The organism is Streptomyces sp. NPDC058257 (genome assembly GCF_042881845.1).
Classification (GTDB): Bacteria; Actinomycetota; Actinomycetes; order Streptomycetales; family Streptomycetaceae; genus Streptomyces.
The window spans coordinates 180072-200943 of record NZ_JBHVXJ010000012.1; the positions used below are offsets into that span (position 1 = coordinate 180072).

At 69.4% G+C, this 20872-nt stretch carries 20 protein-coding genes and 1 riboswitch; of the genes, 13 read left to right on the forward strand and 7 right to left on the reverse strand.

Features of this window, described 5'->3' with window-relative positions; translation table 11 throughout:
- Window positions 1-33 precede the first annotated feature (33 nt).
- The gene (locus tag ACFVXC_RS27090) at window positions 34-1281 is read left to right on the forward strand and encodes an Ig-like domain-containing protein (RefSeq protein WP_389909814.1); all 1248 of its coding nucleotides are present in this window, start codon (window positions 34-36) and stop codon (window positions 1279-1281) included.
- A 135-nt stretch (window positions 1282-1416) separates the two neighbouring features.
- On the opposite strand, the gene ACFVXC_RS27095 is transcribed toward ACFVXC_RS27090, so the two are convergent.
- Window positions 1417-1818: a hypothetical protein gene (locus tag ACFVXC_RS27095; RefSeq protein ID WP_389909817.1), complete on the reverse strand. Its 402-nt coding sequence runs from the start codon at window positions 1816-1818 to the stop codon at window positions 1417-1419.
- Window positions 1819-1996: 178 nt separating this feature from the next.
- On the opposite strand from ACFVXC_RS27095, the gene ACFVXC_RS27100 reads away from it, so the two are divergent.
- From ACFVXC_RS27100 to ACFVXC_RS27125, 6 genes are all read left to right on the forward strand, one after another.
- Window positions 1997-2617, forward strand: coding sequence for a heme-copper oxidase subunit III (locus ACFVXC_RS27100; protein ID WP_160504601.1), 621 nt, complete (start codon window positions 1997-1999; stop codon window positions 2615-2617).
- Window positions 2618-2701: 84 nt separating this feature from the next.
- Window positions 2702-3511, forward strand: a complete 810-nt coding sequence (locus ACFVXC_RS27105; protein WP_389909819.1) for a c-type cytochrome — start codon at window positions 2702-2704, stop codon at window positions 3509-3511.
- Window positions 3508-4563, forward strand: a complete 1056-nt coding sequence (locus tag ACFVXC_RS27110; RefSeq protein WP_389909822.1) for a Rieske 2Fe-2S domain-containing protein — start codon at window positions 3508-3510, stop codon at window positions 4561-4563. Before ACFVXC_RS27105 ends, ACFVXC_RS27110 begins: the two co-directional genes overlap by 4 nt.
- A complete protein-coding gene (locus tag ACFVXC_RS27115; protein ID WP_389909825.1) occupies window positions 4560-6191 on the forward strand; it encodes a cytochrome bc complex cytochrome b subunit in 1632 nt (543 codons plus the stop codon). The genes ACFVXC_RS27110 and ACFVXC_RS27115 overlap by 4 nt, the downstream gene beginning before the upstream one ends.
- Before the next feature lie 163 nt (window positions 6192-6354).
- On the forward strand, window positions 6355-7419 hold the full coding sequence (gene trpD / locus ACFVXC_RS27120) for an anthranilate phosphoribosyltransferase (RefSeq protein ID WP_389909827.1): 1065 nt from the start codon (window positions 6355-6357) through the stop codon (window positions 7417-7419).
- A gap of 96 nt (window positions 7420-7515) precedes the next feature.
- Window positions 7516-7632, forward strand: a riboswitch (SAM riboswitch).
- A 180-nt stretch (window positions 7633-7812) separates the two neighbouring features.
- Window positions 7813-9186: an aminotransferase class V-fold PLP-dependent enzyme gene (locus ACFVXC_RS27125; RefSeq protein ID WP_389909829.1), complete on the forward strand. Its 1374-nt coding sequence runs from the start codon at window positions 7813-7815 to the stop codon at window positions 9184-9186.
- On the opposite strand, the gene ACFVXC_RS27130 is transcribed toward ACFVXC_RS27125, so the two are convergent.
- From ACFVXC_RS27130 to ACFVXC_RS27145, 4 genes are all read right to left on the reverse strand, one after another.
- Window positions 9138-9308, reverse strand: coding sequence for a hypothetical protein (locus tag ACFVXC_RS27130; protein ID WP_389909832.1), 171 nt, complete (start codon window positions 9306-9308; stop codon window positions 9138-9140). The two genes, ACFVXC_RS27125 and ACFVXC_RS27130, sit on opposite strands and share 49 nt — an antisense overlap.
- Window positions 9295-9546, reverse strand: a complete 252-nt coding sequence (locus ACFVXC_RS27135) for a small secreted hydrophilic protein (protein WP_389909835.1) — start codon at window positions 9544-9546, stop codon at window positions 9295-9297. The genes ACFVXC_RS27130 and ACFVXC_RS27135 overlap by 14 nt, the downstream gene beginning before the upstream one ends.
- Window positions 9547-9678: 132 nt before the next feature.
- On the reverse strand, window positions 9679-9960 hold the full coding sequence (locus ACFVXC_RS27140; protein ID WP_389909837.1) for an Lrp/AsnC family transcriptional regulator: 282 nt from the start codon (window positions 9958-9960) through the stop codon (window positions 9679-9681).
- Window positions 9961-9997: 37 nt separating this feature from the next.
- Window positions 9998-10741: a rhomboid family intramembrane serine protease gene (locus ACFVXC_RS27145; protein WP_389909840.1), complete on the reverse strand. Its 744-nt coding sequence runs from the start codon at window positions 10739-10741 to the stop codon at window positions 9998-10000.
- Between the two features lie 138 nt (window positions 10742-10879).
- On the opposite strand from ACFVXC_RS27145, the gene ACFVXC_RS27150 reads away from it, so the two are divergent.
- From ACFVXC_RS27150 to ACFVXC_RS27170, 5 genes are all read left to right on the forward strand, one after another.
- The gene (locus ACFVXC_RS27150; RefSeq protein WP_383270441.1) at window positions 10880-11119 is read left to right on the forward strand and encodes a hypothetical protein; all 240 of its coding nucleotides are present in this window, start codon (window positions 10880-10882) and stop codon (window positions 11117-11119) included.
- A 34-nt stretch (window positions 11120-11153) separates the two neighbouring features.
- Window positions 11154-12503 carry an NYN domain-containing protein gene (locus tag ACFVXC_RS27155; protein ID WP_389909845.1) on the forward strand — a complete coding sequence of 450 codons (1350 nt, stop codon included), beginning with the start codon at window positions 11154-11156 and terminating at the stop codon, window positions 12501-12503.
- Between the two features lie 341 nt (window positions 12504-12844).
- Window positions 12845-13876 carry a C40 family peptidase gene (locus tag ACFVXC_RS27160; RefSeq protein WP_389909847.1) on the forward strand — a complete coding sequence of 344 codons (1032 nt, stop codon included), beginning with the start codon at window positions 12845-12847 and terminating at the stop codon, window positions 13874-13876.
- Window positions 13877-14102: 226 nt separating this feature from the next.
- Complete coding sequence (locus ACFVXC_RS27165) at window positions 14103-15131, forward strand: NlpC/P60 family protein (protein WP_389909850.1); 1029 nt, start codon at window positions 14103-14105, stop codon at window positions 15129-15131.
- Window positions 15132-15169: 38 nt separating this feature from the next.
- Window positions 15170-16381, forward strand: a complete 1212-nt coding sequence (locus ACFVXC_RS27170) for a hypothetical protein (protein WP_389909852.1) — start codon at window positions 15170-15172, stop codon at window positions 16379-16381.
- Here the strand turns inward: ACFVXC_RS27170 and ACFVXC_RS27175 are convergent.
- On the reverse strand, window positions 16338-17651 hold the full coding sequence (locus ACFVXC_RS27175; RefSeq protein WP_389909855.1) for a glycosyltransferase 87 family protein: 1314 nt from the start codon (window positions 17649-17651) through the stop codon (window positions 16338-16340). The two genes, ACFVXC_RS27170 and ACFVXC_RS27175, sit on opposite strands and share 44 nt — an antisense overlap.
- Window positions 17652-17766: 115 nt before the next feature.
- Between ACFVXC_RS27175 and ACFVXC_RS27180 the strand changes: the two genes are divergently transcribed.
- The gene (locus tag ACFVXC_RS27180) at window positions 17767-18909 is read left to right on the forward strand and encodes a glycosyltransferase family 4 protein (protein ID WP_389909857.1); all 1143 of its coding nucleotides are present in this window, start codon (window positions 17767-17769) and stop codon (window positions 18907-18909) included.
- Window positions 18910-19056: 147 nt separating this feature from the next.
- On the opposite strand, the gene ACFVXC_RS27185 is transcribed toward ACFVXC_RS27180, so the two are convergent.
- Window positions 19057-20853, reverse strand: coding sequence for an AMP-dependent synthetase/ligase (locus ACFVXC_RS27185; protein WP_389909860.1), 1797 nt, complete (start codon window positions 20851-20853; stop codon window positions 19057-19059).
- Window positions 20854-20872 lie beyond the last annotated feature (19 nt).

Consider the following 20872-nt stretch of genomic DNA (forward strand, 5'->3'; position numbering starts at 1 on the left):
GCCGAGGCCGATGAACCTTCATACCGTGTGTTCATGAACCACTCACCGCGAATCCGTACGGTACTGAGCTGCACCATGCTGGTGGCCGCCCTCGGGGTGGGAACCACGGCCTGTGGCGGCTCCGACGGCCATCCGCTCTCGGCGAAGCCGTACGACGCGGCGGGCCAGATCGCCTTCAACGGGCCTGTGGGCAGCCAGAAGGCGGATCCGGACAAGCCCCTTGAGGTCACGTCCCAGGGTGATGAGGGGCGCGTCACCGATGTGACGGCCACCGACGAGATGGGCCGTTACGTCGCCGGTGAACTCTCCGCCGACGGCGCCCGTTGGCACAGCACCACGCCCCTCGCGGCGGGCACGCACTACACGGTGCGGGTCAGCGCCGAGGACGAGGAGGGATCGCCGGGCCGCAAGGTCCTGACGTTCGACACGAACGCCCCGCAGAAGAAGAAGCGCCTCGACGTCACCTTCGGCCCCGACTCGGGCAAGTACGGCGTCGGCCAGCCGGTCACGGCGAAGCTCAGCGCCAAGGTGAAGAACAAGAAGTCCAGGGAGATCGTGGAGCGCGCCCTGAAGGTCGAGACGATGCCGGTCACGCGGGGCGCCTGGCACTGGGTGGACAGCAAGACGCTGCACTACCGGCCCAAGGAGTACTGGCCCGCGGGTGCGAAGATCAACGTGCGGAGCAACCTCGAAGGCATCAAGGTCCGCGAGAAGCTCTGGGGCGGCGACGCCAAGCCCCTGAAGCTGACCATCGGCGACCGGGTCGAGGCCGTGACGGACGCCGGTTCGCACTACATGACGGTCTATCGCAACGGCGAGGAGATCAACTCCATGCCGGTGACGACCGGTAAGCCCGGCTACTCCACGCGCAACGGCGTCAAGGTGGTGCTCGGCAAGGAGTACTCCGTACGCATGACCAGTGCCAGCATCGGCGCATCGGACTTCTACGACAAGATGGTCTACTACGCGACGAGGGTCACCGACTCGGGTGAGTACGTGCACGCCGCTCCCTGGTCGGTCGGCTCACAGGGGTACGCGAACACCAGCCACGGCTGCACCGGCATGAGCACCGACGACGCCGCCTGGTTCTACGAGACCGTCCGGCAGGGCGACATCGTGAAGGTCGTCAACAGCGCCGGAGCGGACATGGACCCGTTCGGCAACGGCCTGGGCGACTGGAACGTGGACTGGAAGGACTGGAAGGACGGCAGCGCCCTGTTGGGCGGCGTCAAGAAGGGCCCCGCGGCGGTCGACGCGGCCAGGCTGCGGCCGCAGGTCTGACGGCCCCGCCCAGAGCACGGCACGGCACGGCACAGAGCACGGCACGGAACAGCCCAGAGCACGGCACAGCACAGAGCACGGCACGGAACAGCGCAGAAGGCCCCGCACCGAGGTGCGGGGCCTTCTGTCGTGCCGTCAGGCCTGGATGGCGAGCCTGTCGCGCAGCAGAGCGGCCAGAGAGCCCGCGAACTCGACGGGATCGACCGGAAGGGTCACCGCCGCCTCCGCGCGGCTCCAGGTGGCCAGCCAGGCGTCCTGCGGGCGCCCCATGAGCAGGAGCACGGGCGGGCACTGGAAGATCTCGTCCTTGAGCTGACGGCAGACCCCCATGCCGCCGACGGGCGTCGCCTCGCCGTCCAGGACACAGACGTCGATTCCGCCCCGGTCGAGTTCCTTCAGCACGGCGGGCAGCGTCGCGCACTCGATGAACTCGACCGCGGGAACGTCCGTCGCCGGCCTGCGTCCGGTGGCCAACCGGACCTGCTCGCGGGTGCTCGCGTTGTCGCTGTAGACCAGCACCGTGGCGGTCGGCTGCATTGTTCCTCCGCTTCGTTGAGGGCATTTCGCCGGGGACCGATGCGCGGATGCTACTCCTCCGGACACCCCGTCAACAGCGGTTCGGACAGCCCTTCGATGGGCCATACGGGCAGGACACACCCCTCAGACACTCCGAACGGCACCCCCCGGGGTGAGGGCGGGATAAGCGACCGACATAATGTCGGTCGTGGCGACAGCAACGACAGTAGATACCGGGCACGCGCACCCGCCGGTCAATCGGCCGAACCTCACCAGCGTCGGAACCATCATTTGGCTCAGTTCCGAGCTGATGTTCTTCGCGGCCCTCTTCGCGATGTACTTCACCCTGCGATCGGTGACAGGACCTGAGCACTGGAAGGAAATGGCGTCCGCGCTGAACTTCCCGTTCTCGGCGACGAACACCACGATCCTGGTGCTCTCCTCCCTCACTTGCCAGCTAGGCGTGTTCGCCGCTGAGCGTGGTGACGTGAAGAAGCTCCGGATGTGGTTCATCGTCACCTTCATCATGGGTGCGGTCTTTATTGGTGGTCAGGTGTACGAGTACACCGAGCTGGTCAAGCACGAGGGCCTCTCGCTCTCGTCCGACCCGTACGGCTCGGTCTTCTACCTGACCACCGGCTTCCATGGCATGCACGTGACAGGCGGGCTCATCGCCTTCCTGTTGGTCCTCGGCAGGACGTATGCGGCCAAGAGGTTCACCCATGAGCAGGCGACCGCAGCCATCGTCGTGTCCTACTACTGGCACTTCGTCGATGTTGTCTGGATCGGTCTCTTTGCCACGATCTACATGATCAAGTAAACGGATGCCGGGCTCACGACGGGCCCGACGTTCCGACTCATTCCAGAAGCATCGACGCAGAAGATCCTGACACCGGGGTAATCCGTGAAAAAGCTCTCCGCACGACGACGCCACCCGCTGGCGGCGGTCGTCGTCCTACTCCTCGCGCTGGCGGCCACCGGGGGGCTGTACGCCGCGTTCGCACCAGCGGACAAGGCGCAGGCCGACGACACCGCCCAGTCCCTCGCCATCGACGAGGGCAAGAAGCTGTACTCCGTGGGCTGCTCCAGCTGCCACGGAACCGGCGGTCAGGGGTCCTCCGACGGTCCTAGCCTGGTGGGCGTCGGCGCAGCCGCCGTCGACTTCCAGGTCAGCACCGGCCGCATGCCGCTGCAGCAGCCGGGCGCCCAGGCGCCGAAGAAGAAGGCCATCTACAACCAGGCCCAGATCGACCAGCTCGCGGCGTACATCGCCTCGCTGGGCGCGGGCCCGACCGTTCCCACCGAGAAGCAGTACAGCCCGGACGGCGCGGACATCGCCAAGGGTGGCGAGCTGTTCCGCACCAACTGCGCGCAGTGCCACAACTTCACCGGTGAGGGCGGCGCGTTGACGAAGGGCAAGTTCGCCCCTTCGTTGGAGGATGTCTCCCCGAAGCACATCTACGAGGCCATGCAGACCGGCCCGCAGAACATGCCGTCCTTCCCCGACACGACGATGCCGGAGAAGAACAAGAAGGACATCATCGCGTACCTCGACGCGGTCAACGGCGAACAGACCGAGAGCCCTGGCGGTCTCAAGCTGGGTGGCCTGGGTCCGGTCAGTGAAGGCCTGTTCGGCTGGATCTTCGGTCTCGGCACGCTGATCGCGGTCGCCGTGTGGGTCGCCGCTCGGACCGCAAAGGCCAAGAAGTCATGAGTAGCAAAGAGAATCCAGAAGAGAACCTGCCCAGCGTGCAGGAGACCGAGCACGGCTCGGTGGCGGTAGCGGACGAGAACCCGTTCGCCGACCCGGGGCTTCCGCCCCACGAGCATCGTGTCCAGGACATCGACGAGCGGGCCGCCAGGCGTTCCGAGCGTGCGGTCGCCTTCCTGTTCACGCTGTCGATGCTGGCCACGATCGGCTTCATCGCCTCGTATGTGGCCTTCCCGGTCGACAAGCGCGTCTACATCTTCCCGATCGGCCACATCAGTGCGCTGAACTTCTCCCTGGGCATGACCCTGGGCGTGGCGCTCTTCTGCATCGGCGCGGGCGCGGTCCACTGGGCCCGCACCCTGATGTCCGACGTGGAGGTCGCCGACGAGCGACACCCGATCGAGGCCGAGCCCGAGGTCAAGGCCAAGGTCATGGCCGACTTCAAGGCCGGTGCCGCGGAGTCGCAGTTCGGCCGGCGCAAGCTGATCCGCAACACGATGTTCGGCGCGCTCGCCATGGTGCCGCTCTCCGGCGTCGTCCTGCTGCGCGACCTCGGTCCGCTGCCCGAGGACAAGCTGCGGCACACGCTGTGGTCCAAGGGCAAGCTGCTCGTGAACATGAACACGAACGAGCCGCTGCGTCCGTCGGACGTCCAGGTCGGCTCGCTGACCTTCGCCAAGCCCGAGGGCCTGGAGGAGCACGATCACGACTTCCAGAAGGAGATCGCCAAGGCGGCCCTGATGATCGTCCGGATCCAGCCGGCGGACATCAAGGACAAGCAAGAGCTCGAGTGGTCGCACGAAGGTGTCGTCGCCTACTCGAAGATCTGCACCCACGTCGGTTGCCCGATCTCCCTGTACGAGCAGCAGACGCACCACGTCCTCTGCCCGTGCCACCAGTCCACCTTCGACCTCTCCGACGGTGCCCGAGTGATCTTCGGCCCGGCCGGTCACGCGCTGCCGCAGCTGCGCATCGCCGTGAACGAAGAGGGCTACCTCGAGGCGCTCGGCGACTTCGCCGAGCCCGTCGGTCCTGCATTCTGGGAGCGCGGATGAGCACTACGGCGAACGACAACCGTAAGAAGGAGGCGCCCGCCGGTGAGCGGGTCGCCGACTGGGCCGACGGCCGCCTGGGGATCTACTCCCTGGCCAAGGCCAACATGCGCAAGATCTTCCCGGACCACTGGTCCTTCATGCTCGGTGAGATCTGCCTCTACAGCTTCATCATCATCATCCTCACGGGTGTGTACCTGACCCTGTTCTTCCACCCGTCGATGAACGAGGTGGAGTACCACGGCAGCTACATCCCGCTGCAGGGCCAGCTGATGTCCGAGGCGTTCAACTCGACCATGCACATCAGCTTCGATGTGCGCGGTGGTCTGCTGATCCGGCAGATCCACCACTGGGCGGCGCTGATCTTCCTCGCGGCGATGTTCGTGCACATGATGCGCGTCTTCTTCACGGGTGCCTTCCGCAAGCCGCGCGAGGTCAACTGGGTCTTCGGCTTCCTGCTGTTCGTCCTGGGCATGTTCACCGGCTTCACCGGTTACTCGCTCCCGGACGACTTGCTCTCCGGTACCGGTGTGCGCTTCATGCAGGGCGCGATCCTGTCCGTGCCGATCGTGGGCACGTACCTCTCGATGTTCCTGTTCGGCGGGGAGTTCCCCGGCGGCGACTTCGTGGCCCGGTTCTACTCGGTGCACATCCTGCTGCTGCCGGGCATCATGCTCGGTCTCGTGGTGGCGCACCTGATCCTGGTCTTCTACCACAAGCACACGCAGTTCGCGGGTCCCGGCAAGACGAACAAGAACGTCGTCGGCATGCCGCTGCTGCCCGTCTACATGGCGAAGGCCGGAGGCTTCTTCTTCCTGGTCTTCGGTGTCATCGTCGCCGTCTCGGCGATCGCCACGATCAACCCGATCTGGGGGATCGGCCCCTACCGGCCGGACCAGGTCTCCACCGGAGCCCAGCCCGACTGGTACATGGGCTTCTCCGAGGGTCTGATCCGTGTCATGCCGGGCTGGGAGATCAACGCCTGGGGTCACACGCTCGTCCTGGGTGTGTTCATCCCGCTGATCATCTTCCCGCTGGTCCTGGTCGCGATCGCGGTCTATCCGTTCATCGAGTCCTGGGTCACCGGGGACAAGCGCGAGCACCACATCCTGGACCGCCCGCGCAACGTTCCGACCCGTACGGCCTTCGGTGTCGCATGGATCACCTGGTACTTCGTGCTGCTCGTCGGTGGTGGAAACGACCTCTGGGCCACGCACTTCCACCTGTCGATCAACTCGATCACCTGGTTCGTGCGCATCGCCTTCTTCGTGGCACCGGTCCTCGCCTTCATCGCCACCAAGCGGATCTGCCTGGGTCTGCAGCGGCGCGACAAGGACAAGGTCCTGCACGGCCGCGAGTCGGGCATCATCAAGCGCCTGCCGCACGGTGAGTTCATCGAGGTCCACGAGCCGCTCGACCAGGAGCAGCTGCACACGCTCACCGCGCACGAGCAGTACGCGCCGGTCGAGATCGGCCCCGGGGTCGACGAGAACGGTGTCGAGCGCAAGGTGAGCGGGCCGCAGAAGCTCAGGGCCAAGCTCTCCAAGGGCTACTACGGGGAGGACAACCAGATCCCCAAGCCCACCACCGAGGAGTACAAGGAGATCACGAGCGGCCACGGCCACCACTGATCCCCTGACGCTCTGAGGTACTGAGGTACTGAGGTACTGACCACAAGGTCGCCACGGCGAGAGCCCCGTCCCATGCATCCAGTGCATGGACGGGGCTCTTTGCCGTCCCCAGGGCTGGATAAGGTGTTCCTGTCCTACGCCTATACGAACCCAGGAGCGGCAGATGAGCGCTGTGACCCCCGCAGGAGGCAACACCGCGGCGGCCCGTTCCTGGCCCGGTGTGCTGAACGGTCTTCTTGAGGGACGCGACCAGAGCACCGATGACACGGCGTGGGCCATGGACCGCATCATGCGCGGTGAGGCCTCCGACGCGCAGATCGCGGGCTTCGTGGTCGCGCTGCGGGCCAAGGGCGAGACCGTGGAGGAGATCTCCGGCCTCGTACGCACGATGTACGAACACGCCAATGTGATCGAGGTGCCGGGCCAGACGGTCGACATCGTCGGCACCGGCGGCGACGGGGCCAAGACCGTCAATATCTCCACGATGTCCGCGATCGTGGCCGCCGGCGCGGGTGCGAAGGTCGTCAAGCACGGCAACCGCGCCGCCTCCAGTGCCTCGGGCGCCTCCGACGTCCTGGAGAAGCTCGGGGTGAATCTGGAGCTGCCGCTGAAGCGGGTCGTCGAGGTGGCCGAGGAAGCCGGGATCACCTTCTGCTTCGCCGTGAAGTTCCACCCGGCGCTGCGACACGCCGGTGCGGCGCGCAGCCAGCTGGGGATCAGGACCGTCTTCAACGCCCTGGGCCCGCTCACCAATCCGGCCAAGGTACGGGCCCAGGCGGTCGGGGTCGCCGACGCGCGGATGGCGCCCATCGTGGCCGGGGTATTCGCCGAGCGCGGGCACTCCTCCCTCGTCTTCCGCGGCGACGACGGGCTCGACGAGCTGACGACCACGGCGACGTCGCGGGTCTGGGTCGTGCGGGACGGCGTCGTGCGCGAGGAGGCGTTCGACCCGCGGGACGTCGGCATCGACCTGGTCCCCGTGGAGGCGCTGCGGGGCGCTGACGCCTCGTACAACGCCGAGGTGGCGCTGCGCCTCCTGGACGGGGAGAGCGGCCCCGTGCGGGACGCCGTGCTGCTCAACACGGCGGCGGCCCTGGTGGCCCTCTCGCCGGGCGAGGGGACCCTCGTGGAGCAGATCGGCGCCGGTATCGCCAGGGCGGCGGAGTCGATCGACTCCGGGGCCGCGAAGAGGTCCCTGGAGCGCTGGGTGGCGGCCAGCAACAGGTGAGCGTGGCATGAGTGCGGCGTGAGTGTGGCGCACACCGCAGTCCGGATCCCGGACTGCGGTGTGCACCGAGAAGATCGTGTGGCAAGATGCTGAGCAGGTCATGAGTGACAGCGATTAGGCCCCGGCTCGCTGTCCGGCAACCCTCCGTCCGTGGCGGGGTGCCCCGGGTGAAGACCAGGCCGTACGCAGCAAGGCGTATGGCAAGCGCGGACCCCTGCGCACTCGATGAGTGTCGTATCCCTGGGGTCCTGGTCCTCAAGGGAGCAGTCTCGTGAGCAAGCGAATGCGATAGGGCTTTCCGGCCCCTTTTCCGCACCCCCTTTTCTTTCATCACTGCGGCGCCCTACGTGCGTCCTCGCAGTGAACTCGCCTGCCTTCCCACGGGAGTTCGCCATGTCTGTCCCCACCGCTGTCGCCGACCGATCCGTCTGTGCCGAGCCGCTGCCCGTCCTCGGCCGTGACGTCACCGTGCCGCTCGTCACCGGCGGCGAAGTGACCTACGCGGCGCTCGACTACGCGGCGAGCGCCCCGGCCCTGCAGCGCGTGTGGGACGACGTGGCCGCGTACGCGCCGTACTACGGCAGCGTGCACCGGGGCGCCGGGTACCTCTCGCAGCTCTCCACCGACCTCTTCGAGAACAGCCGCGTCACCGTCGCCGAGTTCCTCGGCTGCCGCGAGGACGACCAGGTCGTCTTCACGCGCTCGACCACCGACTCGCTGAACCTGCTCGCCGCCGCCCTGCCCGCGAACTGCCAGGTCTTCGTCTTCGAGACCGAGCACCACGCCTCGCTCCTTCCGTGGCGCGACGCCCGCGTGACGTACCTGAACGCCCCGCGCACCTCCGAGCAGGCCGTCGAGACCCTGGAGCGCGCCCTCGCCGACCGCGATCCCTACGGGCCCGCCCTGGTCTGCGTGACCGGCGCCTCGAACGTCACCGGTGAGCTGTGGCCGGTCAAGGAGCTCGCCGCCGCCGCCCACGCGCACGGCGCCCGCATCGTCCTGGACGCCGCGCAGCTCGCGCCGCACCACCCCGTCTCCATCGACGACCTCGACGTCGACTGGGTCGCCTTCTCCGGTCACAAGCTGTACGCGCCCTTCGGCTCGGGCGTCCTCGCGGGCCGCTCCGACTGGCTGCGGGCGGCCGAGCCCTACCTCGCGGGCGGCGGCGCCTCGCGCAAGGTCGCGCGGCGTACGGACGGCGGTGTGGACGTGGAGTGGCACGACACCGCCGCGCGGCACGAGGCCGGTTCGCCGAACGTCATCGGCGTGTACTCGATCGCCGCCGCCTGCAAGGCGCTGACCGAGGCGGGCTTCGACGAGCTCGTCGCCCGCGAGCGCCACCTCATCGCGAAGGTGCGGGAGGGCCTCGCCGATGTGCCCGCAGTGAAGGTGCTCTCGCTCTTCGGCGACGACGCGCCGCGCGTCGGCGTCATCTCCTTCGTCGTCGAGGGCTGGAACAGCTCGCACTTCGCCGCCGCGCTCTCCGCCGAGTACGGAATCGGCGTACGCGACGGCCTCTTCTGCGCCCACCCGCTGGTGCGCACCCTGCTCGGCAGCGACCCGCAGACCCAGGGCGAGTGCGGTGCCCCCGAGGCCGCGCCCGGCGAGAAGTCGCTGAACGCGATCCGTGTGAGCTTCGGCGCGGGCACCCCCGACGAGCACGTGGAGCGTTTCGTGCGCGCCGTGAAGGAGCTGGTGGCGGACGGCGCGCGCTGGAACTACCGCACGGAGGAAGGCCGCTGCGTGCCGGACACCACGGCCGCCTGAGCCTTGGTCCGTCCCTTGGCGGCGGCCACCGCGGCGAGCGCGACGGCCATCACGAAGAGGAGCCACAGCAGGATGCGGACGCGGGCGGAGACCCAGCGGCGCGCCGACTCAGCCGTCGTCACCGGGGCCGTCGTCGTCGTTGTCGCCCCGGTCGTCATCGTTGTCGCTGCCGTCGTCGTCCGAGGGGTTCTCGCTGACCGGGGGCGGCGACACCGTCTCGTCGCTCGGCGTCGGCCGGGGCGATGAGGGTTTCGTGAAGGGCGAACCGCTCTCCAGCTCCACCTTGGGCGGCACGTTGGGCGGCTCGGGGCTGTCGGTCAGGGCGTAGCTGGTGGCGGCGATGCCGAGGGGTATCGCCACGACGGCGGCCAGGGCAGCCGTGCGGTGGGAGAAGACCCTGACAGCGAGCGTGCGGGGCGCGGTGCGTCAGCAGTATGAGCGGCGGATGAAGAAACCCTCATCTGGCGCCCGGCGACAAGTGCCGGGCGAGGCTCAGGAGTCGAGGCCGATGGCGAACGCCGCTTCGAGGTCGTGCTGCGAGTACGTGCGGAACGCGACATGTGTGTCCGTGCCCTCCACACCCGGGATCTTGCTGATCTTGCCGGGGATGACGTCGGCCAGGTCGTCGTGGTGCGCGACACGCACCATGGCGATCAGGTCGTACGTGCCGGTCACGGAGAAGACCTCGCTGACGCAGTCGAGGGCGGCGATCGACTCGGCGATCTCCGGGATCCGGTCCACGCTGGTCTTGATGAGCACGATCGCGGTGATCACGGCTGACTGTCTCCCTCGATGACGGGTGCTGGCTGCTTCACTCTAGCCCTCCCGTCTCCCGCTCCCGCCCTTCCAAAGAGGCGCTCCGCGCCGGCCTGTTTCTTCTGACATACCGCACCCACGCGTAGAGAAAGCCCAGTGAGAACCCCACGATATGGGCCAGATAGGCGACGCCGGGGCCCTGCCCGCCCTGTAGGGCCGCGAGCCACTGCAGCGCCACCCAGAACGGCAGCACCACCCACGCGGGGAAGCGCAGCGGCAGGAAGAAGAGGAACGGGAAGAGGCTGGTGACCCGCGCCTTCGGGAAGAGCCGCAGGAACGCGCCGAGCACCGCGGAGATCGCCCCCGACGCGCCCACCAGGGTCTGGTCCGAGCCCGCGTGCGCGACGGCGTAGGCGAACAGGGCGAGATAGCCGCAGCAGAGGTAGAAGAGCGCGAACTGGAAGTGCCCCATCCGTTCCTCGGCCATCGCCCCGAAGACGAAGAGGAAGAGCATGTTGCCCAGGAGGTGCAGCCAGCTGCCGTGCACGAAGAGCGCGGTGGCCGGGGCGAGCACGGGCCGCATCGCCCCGCTGAACAGCTCCGAGGGGACCACGCCCCAGCGCTCGAAGTAGGCCTGTTGGGCGGCGAGCAGCTTGTCACCGGTGCCGTAGGTGGGATTGAACCCGGACATCGGGGAGATCAGGAACACCAGACAGCAGACGGCGATCAGTCCGTACGTCACCGGGGCCGACTGACCTCTGAGCGTCTGGCCCGCCGTCGTACCCCACGTCTTGATCATGAACAGAGCATGACGTAAGCGCAGCAAACCGTACAGAGTGCCCCGCCGCGTAGGAGGTCGCCGCATGGAGACCCTTACAGGCCTTAGGGTTACGGGCACCACGCACCATGGAATTCCGAAGGAAAGCGAACAGCCACGATGACGGTTCCTCTGCCGACCGACACCACCCGGTGGCGCTGCGCGCTCTGCGGCAATCTCACGCGCTTCGACGTGACCCGCAGTTCGAAGGTGGTCGAATATGTGCACCTCGACCTGGCCGGTGAGTCGAACATCGAGGAACGCGAGGTGGTCAGTGAGACCATCGAGTCGGTGCGCTGCCGTTGGTGCAACGCGGTGGACCAGGTGGAACTCGTGGACAGGCCGGGTGCCGGCTCCTGAGGGAGCGGGGCCCGCACAGCTAGTGGGGTGACGGATGGTGGAGAGCGCGAGCGGGGAGCCGGACGACGGCACCGCTGAGGTGCTCGACCGTCCGCTGCCGGACGGAGTGCGTCGGCGGGTCGTCCAGATCGTCTCGGACGGCTTCGGCGGCCTCACGGTCGGCGAACTGCCCGCACAGCTGAGGCAGTACGCCCGCTTCACGCCGACCCGGCGCACGAAGTTCGCGGGCAACGCGATGGCGACGGCCCTGGAGGGCGACCCGCTCTTCCGCCAGCGCATCGGCGAACGTCTCAGAGAGGCGCAGCCCGAGCTCACCGGCGCCCTGGACGCGGGATCACCACCCCCGGCCGCGGACCCCCTCGATGTGGCGGCCGCGGCCTATGTACTGCGCCCCACCGGCTGGGTGAAGCTGGTGACCGCCGCGGGCGAGGAAGCCCTGCGGGCGGACGCCGAGCGCGTGGACGACGAGACGCGGGCCGAGCTCGAACGGCTGCGCCAGGAACTCTCCGCGGCGCGCGGCCAGACGAAGGCCGACACCGAACGGCTGCGCGCGGAGCTGGAGTCGGCGAAGAAGGAAGCCGAATCGATGCATCGCAAGCTGCGCAGTGCCCTCAGCGACGTCAAGCGCGGCGAGGCGGCCCTGCGCAAGGCCACCGCCGAGTTCGACGCGGCACGTGCCGACGGCCAGTCGCAGCTGTCCGCCGCCGAGAGCGAGTCCCGGCGGCTCAAGGCGCGGCTCAGCGAGACGGAGGCGGCCCTTGAGGCGAGCCGCAGGGCGGCGCGCGAGGGGCGCAGTGTCGAGGACATGCGGGTGCGCCTGCTGCTCGACACGGTCCTGGAGTCCGCCCAGGGGCTGCGCCGTGAACTGGCCCTGCCGCCCGTATCCGTGCGGCCCGCCGAGACCGTGGACGCCGTCGAGCCGGGCCGGATGACGCCGAAGGACATCGCCGCCCGCGCGCTCTCCGAGAACGACCCGGCGATCCTCGACCAGTTGCTCGCGCTGCCGCAGGCGCACATGGTCGTGGACGGCTACAACGTCACCAAGACCGGCTATCCGACGATGCCCCTGGAGAAACAGCGGCTGCGGCTCCTCGGCTCGCTCTCGCAACTCGCCGCGCAGACCGGCGCCGAGATGACCTGTGTCTTCGACGGGGCCGAACTCGCCGCGCCCGTACTGCTCGCGCCGCCGCGCGGGGTGCGTGTGCTGTTCTCCAAGCCCGGCGTCACCGCGGACGAACTGATCCGCCAACTGGTGCGCGCGGAGCCTCCGGGGCGCCCCGTGGTCGTCGTGTCGACCGACCGCGAAGTGGCCGACGGGATCGCGAAGGCGGGGGCACGCCCCGTCGCCTCGGCCGTGCTCCTGAAGCGGCTCTCGCGCGGCTGACGCACGGGGCTTCCACGCGGCTGAGGCGCGCCGTTCTCGGGTGGCTGACGCGTGCCGCTTTCGCGTGGCAAAGGGTGAGCAAGTAACTCCTGTTCTCTATGCCCGAATTGGGGCGCCGACTACGCAACGTAGCGTCAATCGATCATTACAGCCTGTGCGTTATCGGTAAAATATGCGCCCCGCACCCCCCTTTTTACCCTTCGGGATTTGAACTGATCACAAGGAGGTCACTAAGGTCTCGCTTCGAACCTCCGCTCGGTTGATCACCCATCCGGGGTGACAGCGGTGGTACCCGCCGACCGGGTCTCGGTAGGCGGCTGGAGGAAGAAGGAGCCGCCTTCGTGGCGTCCCACCGTCGACCCAAGCAGCCGAGCCGCGCCCGCGTGACCGTGCTCACCGCGACCGCCGCCGCTGCCGTCGCACTCACTTCCCAGGCGGCCAACGCGGCGCCCAGCGAGAAGCCGAGCAAGGACGAGGTCAAGTCCAAGGTCGACAAGCTCTACGAGGACGCGGGCCGGGCCACCGACCGGTACAACGGCGCCAAGGAGAAGCAGGAGAAGCTCGAGAAGGAGATCGGCGAGCTTCAGGACAAGGTCGCCCGCGGCCAGGAGGGCCTCAACGACCTGCGTGACGGCCTCGGTTCGATGGCCAGCGCGCAGTACCGCTCCGGCGGCCTCGACCCCTCCGTCCAGCTCTTCCTCTCGGCCGACCCGGACGACTACCTGGACAAGGCGTCGACCATGGACCAGCTGAGCGGCCAGCAGGTCGAGGCGCTCAAGAAGGTCCAGGAGAAGCAGCGGACCCTCGCGCAGGAGCGCAAGGAGGCTTCCGACAAGCTCAAGGACCTCGCCGACACGCGCAAGGAACTCGGCAAGAAGAAGAAGGAAGTCCAGAGCAAGCTCGGCGCCGCCCAGAAGCTGCTCAACACCCTCACCGCCAAGGAGAAGGCGGACCTCGCCGCCAAGGAGACCCGCGCGAGCCGCGACGCCGGTGACCGCGTGGACCTCGGCAAGGAGGTCCCTGCCTCGCAGCGCGGCCAGGCCGCCCTGAGCGCCGCCGCCACGCAGACGGGCAAGCCGTACGTCTCCGGGGGCAGCGGTCCCAACTCCTACGACTGCTCCGGCCTCACGCAGTGGGCGTACAACCAGGCCGGTGTGCAGATCACCCGGACCACGTACACCCAGCAGAACGACGGCACGAAGATCGGCCGCGGCGAGCTGAAGCCCGGCGACCTGGTGTTCTTCAACAGCCTCGCGCACGTCGGCTTCTACGCGGGCAACGGCCAGGTCCTTCACGCCCCGAAGCCGGGCGCCGTGGTGCGCTACGAGTCGATGTCCACCATCGGCTCCTTCCAGTTCGGCGTCCGCATCTGAAACGACCGGGAGTACCGCCCAAACGGGCGAATTCCGGTAACTCCCGCTGACCCCGCGCCCCGTCGGTGACCTGCGTCTCCGGCGGGGCGTCACGGTGTGTACACGGCAGGGTCTTTGGCCGTGACGTGATCCCACGGCTACTGTCGCGCGCATTCCCCCGACGTATCGGGGGACATTCCCCCGGGTTCGCCCTGGGGTCCGTCATGCGGAGGGAGAGCGGCTTCCCGTGGGGTCCCATCGTCGTCTCGCGCTGTCCGGCCTGGACCGGAGCACGCGCGTCACCATCCTTTCGGCCGCTGCGGCCGCCGCCGCCGCGGCACTCGGCGCCGCACCGGCGGGCGCCGCGCCGCACGACACCCCGGCCACCACCAAGGCCAAGGTGGACCACCTCTTCGAGCAGGCCGAGAAGGCCACCGAGCTGTACAACAAGGCCGACGAACGCGCGGACACCCTGCGGGGGCAGGTCGCGCGGGCCAAGGACAGCGTCGCCCGCGGCCAGGAGCGCATCAACACGATGCGCGGCGCGCTCGGTTCGCTCGCCGGAGCCCAGTACCGCTCGGGCGGCATCGATCCCTCCCTGGCCCTGCTGCTCTCCTCCGACCCGGACGGCTACCTGGACAAGGCGGCGGCGCTCGACCGCATCAGTGTCCGGCAGGCCGGTGAACTGACCGACCTCCAGAAGGCCCAGCGCAGCCTCGACCAGGAGCGCACGGAGGCCGGCCGCAAACTCCTCGAGCTGGAGAAGAGCCGCACCGCCGTGGCCCGCCACAAGCGCGGCGTCGAGCACAAGCTCGCCAAGGCGCGCAAGCTGCTCAACTCGCTGTCCGCGCGGGACCGGGAGCGGTACGACAGGGCGTCGCGCTCGGGACGCGGCGACATGCCCGACCTCGGGAGCGCCGCGCCGTCCTCGCCGCGGGCCGCCGCCGCCATCGCCGCGGCACGCTCCGCGGTGGGCCGCCCCTACGTGTGGGGTGCCAACGGTCCTTCCGGATTCGACTGTTCGGGCCTCATGCAGTGGTCGTACGCGCAGGCGGGCGTGGGTCTGCCGCGCACCTCGCAGGCACAGCGGTACGCCGGGCAGCAGGTGCCCCTGTCCCAGGCCAGGCCCGGTGACCTCGTCGCCTACCGTGACGACGCGAGCCACATCGGGATGTACATGGGCAACGGCCAGGTCGTGCACGCGCCCTACCCCGGAGCGGCCGTGCGCTACGACCCGGTCGGCATGATGCCGGTGTCGTCGGTGACCCGGGTCTGACCGGCGCTCCGCGGCGCGCTGGCCGTACGATCTGAATCGTGGCTGGTCGAAGGCGTGGCTCGTGGGTGCCGGGGATCTGTGCCGCCCTGCTCGTGGGGTGCGGCCTCGTCGGGTGCGGCGGTCCCTCGGCGCCCGATGCCGCGCCCGCCGAGGTGCGCGGGCTGCTCGACCGGCGCGCGGACGCGGTGCTCGACCGGGACGTGGAGGCCTACCGCGCGACGGGCCGCGACGCCGAGGCCGCCGACGTCTACGACAACCTCCGCGAGGTGCCGCTGAAGTCCTGGCAGTACCGCCTGACGGCCTTCGAGCGCAGCGGCACGCGGGCCACGGCGACCGCGGACCTCCGGTACCGGATCAAGGGCTACGACAGCGAGCCGCTCACCACGTCGCGCGCGCTCACGCTCAAGGAGCGCGACGGACGGTGGTACGTCGCTGCTGAGCGCCCCGCGGAGAAGGCGACGGAGCAGCTCTGGGACCAGGGGCCCGTCACGTCCGTACGGGGCGCTCACAGCCTCGTGCTCGGCATCGGGCGGGGCGAGCGGGACGAGGAGACGCTGCGCGGGTACGCGGACCTCGCCGACCGGGCGGCGCCCCTGGTTTCGGACGCCTGGCCCGGGAAGTGGCCGGGGCGGGTCGTCGTCCTGGTGCCCAAGTCCCTCGGCGGCATGGCAGGGCTGCTCGGGGCGCCCGCGTCGGGCTACAAGGGGATCGCGGCGGTGACCACGGGGGAGGCGGGCGGATCCGGGGCCGCGCCCGCGGACCGGATCATCGTCAACCCCGAGGCGTACGGGCTGCTCGGCGACTTCGGGAAGCAGGTCGTCCTGACCCACGAGACGGCCCATGTCGCGACCCGCGCGCGCACCTCACCGGCGACCCCGCTGTGGCTGTCCGAAGGCTTCGCCGACTGGGTGGGCTACCGCGGCACGGGCCGCACCGCCGTACAGGCCGCTCCCGAACTGCGCCGCGCCGTCCAGCGCGAGCAACTGCCCGGCGCGCTCCCCGATGACGAGGCCTTCGGCTTCAGCGGCGAGGCGGGGAAGCTGGCCCAGGCGTACGAAGGGTCGTGGCTGGCCTGCCGGATGATCGCTGACCAGTGGGGCGAGGAGAAGCTGACGGGCTTCTACGAAGAGGTCGGCGAGCACAAGAAGAGGCCCGGTGCGGTCCAGGACGCGCTGAAGGACGTCCTGGACACCAGTGAGCAGGAGTTCACGGCGCGGTGGCGTACGTATCTGCGCGAGGAGCTCGGCTGACCTCCTCGGGCGCCGACTCGCTCTCACGGGCGCGGGGTTCGGACACCGTCCGCCGCCACAGGTTGCGGCAGCCGAGCAGCGCCGCCGCGACGAGCAGACCGTTGCGTACGACGAGCAGTGTGATGCCCAGCGGATCGCTCGCCACCACGTGCGAGAACCAGAGGGGGAACTCCAGGAACGTGACGAACGTGGCCGCGAGCACCAGACACACGGGCACCACCATGCGGCTCGCGCGAAACGCCAGGCACACGGCGGCTACCCCGACCAGCCACAGGAGGTACTGCGGGCTGATCACCCGGCTCGTCGCCGTGAACAGCAGTACGGCGACGAAGGCCGCGTCCGCGACCGTGCTCGCCGACCAGGCACGCGCGCGCAGCCGCCATACGAGCAGCCAGCAGAAGGCCGCCACGGAGAGCCCCTGCGCGACCGTGCTGACCAGCGCGACATACGGGCCGAGGAACTCCACCGAGCCGTAGTTGAGCTGTACGTCGCCCTGCCAGCCGAGGTGGCGCGCCACGTGGAAGACGAGCGCGCCGAGCGACTCGATCTCGGTGCCGCGGTCGCGCTGGAAGGTCAGGAAGGCGAGCGCGCCGGGCATCGTCACGAGGAAGGCGAGGGTCAGGCCGACGGCGGTGGCCAGGGCCGCGCCCCAGGAACTGAGGGTGGCACGCGCGCGTGGCGTGCCGATGAGCAGCAGGGCGGGCCACACCTTGAGCAGCGCGCCGAACCCCGCGAGCGCCCCCATCGTGCGGGGATGCCGGGCCCCCGCGAGCAGCGCGGCGACGGCGACGGCCGTCACCATCACGTCGTAGCGGGCGTACACGGTCGGCCCGAGCAGCGCCACGCCCACGACCCACACCCAGGCTCCCCGCAGGGACTTGCCCGGCCGTGAGCCCGCGTACAGGAGCAGTCCGCAGGCGAGCGTGTCGGCGAGGAAGGCGAGCAGGAAGAAGGCCGACGTGTAGCCGACGAAGGGCAGCAGGGCGGGGGAGAGGATCGCGAGCGCGGCGGCGGGCGGGTACTGCCAGGTGACGTCGTCGAGGGGGAAGGTGCCCGTGCGCAGGACCTCGTACCAGCCCTGGTAGATGACGGAGACGTCGCTGGTCACGTCCGGACCCGGGGCGGTGAGCACATGGAAGACGCAGAGCAGCAGCACGGTCCTGGTCAGGACCCAGACGGTCAGGACCCGGACGGTCAGGACCCGGACGGTCAGGACCCGGACGGCCGGTGTCCGCGCCACGTGCACCACGCCCCTTTTCGGATACTTCATTGTGGTTCGGTACACCATGATGCCGGGCGCGGCTGTGAATGGGCCAAGAGGCGGGGCCGCCGGGAGGCGAGGCCGTTCGGCGCTCCGGCGGGCTTATCGGTACTGTCGGGCGACGATGCACAAGACCCTGATCGTCACGAACGACTTCCCGCCCAGGCCCGGTGGCATCCAGGCGTTCCTGCACAACATGGCGCTCCGCCTGGACCCCGAACAGCTCGTCGTCTACGCCTCCACGTGGAAGCGGGGCCGCGAGGGCGCCGAAGCGACGGCCGCCTTCGACGCGGAGCAGCCCTTCAAAGTCGTACGCGACCCCACGACGATGCTGCTCCCGACCCCGCGCGTCACGCGGCGCGCGGTCTCGCTCCTGCGGGAACACGGCTGCGAGTCGGTGTGGTTCGGGGCGGCGGCGCCGCTGGGCCTGATGGCACCCGCGCTGCGGAAGGCGGGGGCGCGGCGGCTCGTCGCCACGACGCACGGGCACGAGGCGGGGTGGGCGCAGCTGCCCGCCTCACGCCAACTGCTCGGCCGTATCGGCGAGTCGACGGACACGATCACCTATCTGGGCGAGTACACGCGCTCGCGCATCGCCGCCGCGTTGTCGCCCGCGGCGGCCGGGCGGATGGTCCAACTTCCGCCGGGCGTCGACGAGAAGACCTTCCACCCGGGATCGGGCGGGGACGCCGTGCGGGCCCGTCTGGGCCTGACGGACCGGCCGGTCGTGGTGTGCGTGTCGCGGCTCGTGCCGCGCAAGGGGCAGGACACGCTGATCCTCGCCATGCCGAGGATCCTGGCGGGGGCGCCTGAAACGGTGCTCTTGGTCGTCGGGGGCGGCCCCTATGAGAAGGACCTGCGGAAGCTCGCTGCCGAGACGGGGGTCGCGGACTCCGTGCGGTTCACGGGTGCCGTGCCGTGGGCGGAACTGCCCGCGCACTACGGCGCGGGGGACGTCTTCGCGATGCCTTGCCGTACCCGGCGGGGCGGGCTGGACGTCGAGGGCCTCGGGATCGTCTACCTGGAGGCTTCCGCGACCGGCCTTCCGGTCGTCGCCGGGGACTCCGGCGGGGCGCCGGACGCGGTGCTCGACGGGGAGACGGGGTGGGTCGTCCGGGGCGGCTCCCCGGAGGCCGCCGCCGACCGGATCGTCACCCTGCTCGGTGACGCGGAGTTGCGTCGGCGCATGGGGGAGCGGGGGCGGGAGTGGGTCGAGGAGAAGTGGCGCTGGGATCTCCTGGCGGAGAAGCTGCGGGAGTTGCTGTAGCGCCTGGTGGGGTGCGTTCCCCGCGCCCCTAAAGGGGCGCTCAGCTGAGCCCCGTAGGGGGCGCGGGGAACTGCGCGAGCAACCACAACAGGCCGAGAGCCGCGAGGAGACAAGGCCCCCCACGGCGAGTGGGCGCCCCTGCCCACGCTACCCGCGGTAGATCGCCTCGATCTCGTCGGCGTAGTCCTTCGCCACGACGTTCCTCTTGAGCTTCAACGACGGAGTCAGATGCCCGGACTCCTCCGTGAACTGCGAGCCGAGGACACGGAACTTGCGCACGGACTCCGCCTTGGAGACCGCCGCGTTGCCGTCGTCCACCGCGCTCTGGATCTCCGCGAGGAAGTCCGCGTCCTCCCGCAGCGACGCCGCCGTGGAGTCGGCGGGCTTCCCGTGGTCCAAGGCCCACCGGCCCACGAATTCGTCGTCCACCGTGACGAGAGCGCCCACGAAGGGGCGGCCGTCGCCCACGACCATGCACTCCGCGACGAGCGCGTGCGCGCGGATACGGTCCTCGATCACCGCGGGAGCGACATTCTTGCCGCCCGCCGTCACGATGATCTCCTTCTTGCGGCCGGTGATCCGGAGGTAGCCGTCCTCGTCGAGCGTGCCTATGTCGCCCGTGTGGAACCAGCCGTCGGCGAGCGCCTCTTCGGTCGCGCCCTCGTTGTTCCAGTACTCCGTGAACAGGTGCTCGCCGTGCAGCAGCACCTCGCCGTCGTCGGCGATCCGGACGACCGATCCCGGCAGCGGCTGACCGACCGTGCCGATCTTCTGGCGGTCCCACGGGTTGAAGGCGGTGGCCGCGCACGACTCGGTGAGGCCGTAGCCCTCAAGGACCGTGAAGCCGATGCCGCGGAAGAAGTGGCCCAGGCGCTCGCCGAGCGGCGCGCCGCCCGAGATCGCGTACTCGCCGCGCCCGCCGAGTACGGCCCGCAGCTTGCTGTAGACCAGCTTGTCGAACGTCTTGTACTTGATCTTCAGGCCGAGCGAAGGGCCGCTCGGGGTGTCCAGGGCGCGGCTGTACGCGATCGCCGTGTCCGCGGCCTTGTCGAAGATCTTGCCCTTGCCGTCGGCCTGCGCCTTGGCGCGCGCCGAGTTGTAGACCTTCTCGAAGACGCGCGGTACGCCCAGGATCATGGTCGGCCTGAACGACGCCAGCTCGTCCGTGAGGTTCTTGACGTCGGGCGCGTGGCCCAGCTTGATCGGCGCCATCAGCGCGGCGACCTCGACCAGGCGTCCGAAGACGTGCGCGACGGGAAGGAAGAGGAGCACCGAGCACTCGCCGGTGCGGAAGAGGGGCTTGAGGCGCTCCACCACGTTGCCGCACTCCGCGAAGAAGCTGCGGTGCGTGAGGACACAGCCCTTGGGGCGGCCCGTGGTGCCGGAGGTGTAGACGATGGTGGCCGGGTCGTCGGCGCCCGCGACCGCGCTGCGCTCGTCGACGGTCTCCTCGGCGATGTCGGCGCCCGCGCGGTTCAGCTCCGCGACGCCGCCGCGGTCGATCTGCCAGACGTTGACCAGGTCGGGAAGCCGGTCGCGCACGGAGTCGACGGCCGCGGTGTGCGCGTCGAGCTCGACGACGATGCCGACGGCGCCGGAGTCGCCGAGGATCCACTGGATCTGCTCGGCCGAGCTGGTCTCGTAGACCGGCACGGTGACCGCGCCCGCGCTCCAGATCGCGAAGTCCAGGAGCGTCCACTCGTAGCGGGTGCGGGACATCAGGGCGACGCGGTCGCCGGGGCGCACACCGGAGGCGATGAGCCCCTTGGCGGCCGCGCGCACCTCGACGAGGAAGGTCTTGGCGTTGACGTCCTGCCAGCTGCCGTTCACCTTGCGGCCGATGACGGCGACATCCGGGTGCTGCGCGGCATTTCTGCGGACGATGTCGGTCAGATTGCCGTCCGCGGGGACCTCGTACAGGGCCGGAAGGCTGAACTCGCGCAAGACTGCTGCTCCTACATAG